At 58.2% G+C, this 3,405-nt stretch carries 3 protein-coding genes; 1 reads left to right on the top strand and 2 read right to left on the bottom strand.

The window, feature by feature from the left end; all coding sequences use genetic code 11:
- The coding region (locus RMO15_RS14190) for a carbohydrate ABC transporter permease (RefSeq protein ID WP_309713841.1) at positions 1 to 1,589 on the top strand (1,589 nt) is incomplete at its 5' end.
- Here RMO15_RS14190 and RMO15_RS14185 read toward each other — a convergent pair.
- Positions 1,582 to 2,622, bottom strand: coding sequence for an Atu2307/SP_0267 family LLM class monooxygenase (locus RMO15_RS14185; protein WP_309713839.1), 1,041 nt, complete (start codon positions 2,620 to 2,622; stop codon positions 1,582 to 1,584). The genes RMO15_RS14190 and RMO15_RS14185 overlap by 8 nt on opposite strands.
- Before the next feature lie 372 nt (positions 2,623 to 2,994).
- A complete protein-coding gene (locus RMO15_RS14180; protein ID WP_309713836.1) occupies positions 2,995 to 3,357 on the bottom strand; it encodes a hypothetical protein in 363 nt (120 codons plus the stop codon).
- Positions 3,358 to 3,405: the final 48 nt, after the last annotated feature.

Raw genomic sequence — 3,405 nt, 5'->3', positions numbered from 1 at the left:
CGTACTGGCATGACGATAGCGCCCTCTACGTGAAGTACTTAGAGGATCGCTATGCCAATAACATAGACGACCTGAACGCAGCCCACCATTCGGACTACAAAAAAGTCGCTGAGGTGCCACTTCCGACTGGTGAGGCGAGTAAAGTCGAACAGTGGGATGCGTTTGTGGCAAGCCTCCCGGAAAGTCTTTTGCGGGCGGGCTTTGGGGAGCATGAAAACGCACCTGCGCCGCTCCTGATGCGCTTTCGGGACTGGCTCCGGCAAAAATACAACAACGATATTGATGCCGTCAATAAAATCTGGCGCGAGGAGAATGTCCGGTTTGAGACCATCACCGCCCCGATTGAGAAACCCGCACTTCGGGCCTGGATGCCCCAGAGTGAGCGCCCCAAGGTAAAGGACTGGCAGGAGTTCCGCCGGAGCCTCCCGAAGAACTACCTCATCCCGACATTTGGGGATGCGCTCTGGCGAAAGTACCTCAAGGAGGATGTGTACCAGGGGAAGCTAGAGGGCCTGAATGCTGCTTGGAAAACCGATATTGCGGACTGGAGCGCCCTGACTCTCTCGCCCAAAGCCCCCGCGGGAGCGAGCTACGCGGACTGGGAGGCGTTTATGCGCACCAAGTTCCCGCTCCGCATGCTCCAGATCGAGGCAAGCGCCGCACCCGCGTGGCAGGCGTTTCTGACCAAGCGCAAGCGCCCACAAATCCCGTTGCCCGCCGCACCTCCTGCCGATGGTATCTCGCTGACGGACTGGATGGAGTTTATCAAGACCGATGCGCCCATCAGTGCCTTCAAGGCCGTAACGCCCGAGACTCTCTGGCGCGAGAAGCTAGGCGACCCCGCTGCACAGCCGCCCCAAGCACTCGCCGACCTCGCCTTCGTCAAGGCACACGGCTCCGAGCTACGCCGCGACTTTGCAGGCCGGAACTTTGTCCATGTCTACCGCCAGCTCATGACTGGGGGGCAAGGGGGACGAACGCTCTTTAACACGGTCGTCTTTTGTGTGCTCTCAATTTTGGGGGCGCTGATCGTCAACCCGCTCTGTGCCTACGCGCTCTCGCGCTACCCGCTGCCCTACACCTACAAAGTGCTGATGTTTCTGCTGGCGACCATGGCCTTCCCCGCCGAAGTCGCCATGATCCCGAACTTCCTCATGCTCAAGAGCCTCGGGCTCCTCAACACCTTCGGTGCACTGATTCTCCCAGGTCTCGCAAGTGGCTACTCAATTTTCTTGCTCAAAGGCTTCTTTGACTCACTCCCCAAGGAACTCTACGAAGCGGGGATCTTAGATGGGGCAACAGAGCTCTCGATGTTTGCACGGATCACGCTCCCGCTCTCACTACCGATCTTTTCCGTGATCGCACTTAACGCCTTCACCGGAGCCTACGGCGCGTTTCTCTTCGCACTGGTGGTTTGCCAGGACCCGAAGATGTGGACGATCATGGTGGCGCTCTACAACTTGCAGTCCAACGCCCCCCAGTACGTCATCTTCGCTGCCCTGACACTGGCAGCACTCCCGATTCTCATCGTCTTTCTTGCCGCTCAGAAAGTAATTTTGCGTGGCATCGTCCTACCCAGCTTTAAGTAGAAGGTTCCTGGAGGGCAAGATACGGCCTGACTCCCCCTCCGAGCCGGTTGATTGCCGCAAGCAAGTTTTCGTGGCCCACCATTGCGCCGTCTATTTGGATTGTCACACGGTCAATACCGCCCAGATCTTTGTTGACCTGGAGAATTTTGGTGGCAATGTCCTCCGGTGAACCCACCATCAGGGCACCATCTGGGCCGCGTGAGCTGTCGAATTGACGCCGTGGAGAGCCGGGCCAGCCTCGCTCGCTGCCAATTCTGCTAAAGACAACCTCGTAGCCAGGGTAGAGGGTTTCGGCGGCTTCCTCGGTCGTCTCGCCGACGTAGCCAATGGTGTGGATGCCCACCGAGATCTCGTCTTCCGGGTGCCCCGCGTTGCGCCATGCCTCGCGGTAGAGATCCACGTAGGGCCGAAACGGAGCGAAAGGGCCACCGATGATGGCGACGACGAGAGGCAGGCCAAGCTGACCCGCTCGCACGAACGATGCGGGAGTGCCGCCTACCCCAAGGCGAATCGGGAGCTTCTTCTGCACGGGGCGCGGAAAGACGCCTTGCCCGGTGAGCGGTGCACGGTACTTGCCGCTCCAGTGGACATAGATCTCGTCGCGGAGCTGGAGCAACAGCCCTAGCTTCTCGGTGAAGAGCGCGTCGTAGTGCTGTAGGTCAAACCCAAAGAGGGGATAGGACTCAATAAACGAGCCGCGTCCCACGATAATCTCCGCTCTGCCCTGCGAGATCAGATCCAGGGTCGCAAACTGCTGGAAAACCCGCACCGGATCATCTGAGCTGAGAACCGTCACCGCGCTGGTGAGGCGAATGTTCTTTGTCTGCGCGGCGATGGCGGCCAGCACGACAGCGGGGCTTGAGGCGATGTAGTCCGGGCGATGGTGCTCCCCAATGCCAAAGACATCTAGTCCGACACTGTCTGCGAGCGCAGCGGCCTCTAAGAGCTGCTGCATGCGCTGCTCCTCCCCGACGGGAAGCCCTGTGGCATCTAAAGACGTGCCCACAAACGAGTCAATACCGATTTCAATCATGGTTGCTCTTATCATATCGGATACTATCGGAGCGTGGGCAGAGACACAAAAGCCCCGGCGGGACTCCCTGCCAGGGCTTTTACGACGAGCTTGGTAGCCCGATGCGCCTCTCGTCCATATGGGACAGTAGCCATATAGGCCAGCGTATGATGATTACTATACGTCAGATATCTATGGAAGGTTCCCTAGATCTGCTCGGTGCGAAAAATTTATCGGTCGGAAATCGCCTCGATGGAAATCATCGGGCTATGGGGCCTTTGGCCTCCTCCTCGTTCCTCGTCGGTAAAATGGGGGGGTGGGGGAAAATTCCGCCGAAGGCGCGGCACGAAGTGCCCCAAAGCGGGACGTTTCACCGTCCACGCTAAGAAATAATTAGCGGGGGAGGGGGGCTTTCTTGACCTTCACGCCGCCGGTCGGATCATCCACTTTCTTCTTGTTAGTCTTCATCTGCGCTCCGCCTACCTCGCTCCCTGCGTCTTGGTCTTCGTCAAAGTCGCTTGCTCGGGCGCTACGGCTCTGACCATCATTGGTAGGAAGCTGGCTTCCCTCATCACTGACAAGCTGTGAGTCCAGCCACTCCTCCTCCGTGGCGCGTGGAGGAGTAGGTGCTTTGCTGGGCTGCATGCCCCAGCCGTTTTTTTGTTGTACAGGAAGATTGTCCCAGTCAATATCCTGAACTTCTTCACCCGCACTGTTGTGCTTGCCCTTATTGGACAGTCCAAATCCTGATGCCATCGTCGTTTTCCTTTTCTCACTTTCCGTACCGTATCCACGGTACCGAGT

The sequence above is a fragment of the Armatimonas sp. genome (assembly GCF_031410135.1).
In the GTDB taxonomy this organism is placed as follows: Bacteria; Armatimonadota; Armatimonadia; order Armatimonadales; family Armatimonadaceae; genus Armatimonas.
The sequence above is the reverse complement of the archived record's forward strand: the minus strand, read 5'-3'. Positions and strand labels throughout refer to the sequence as shown.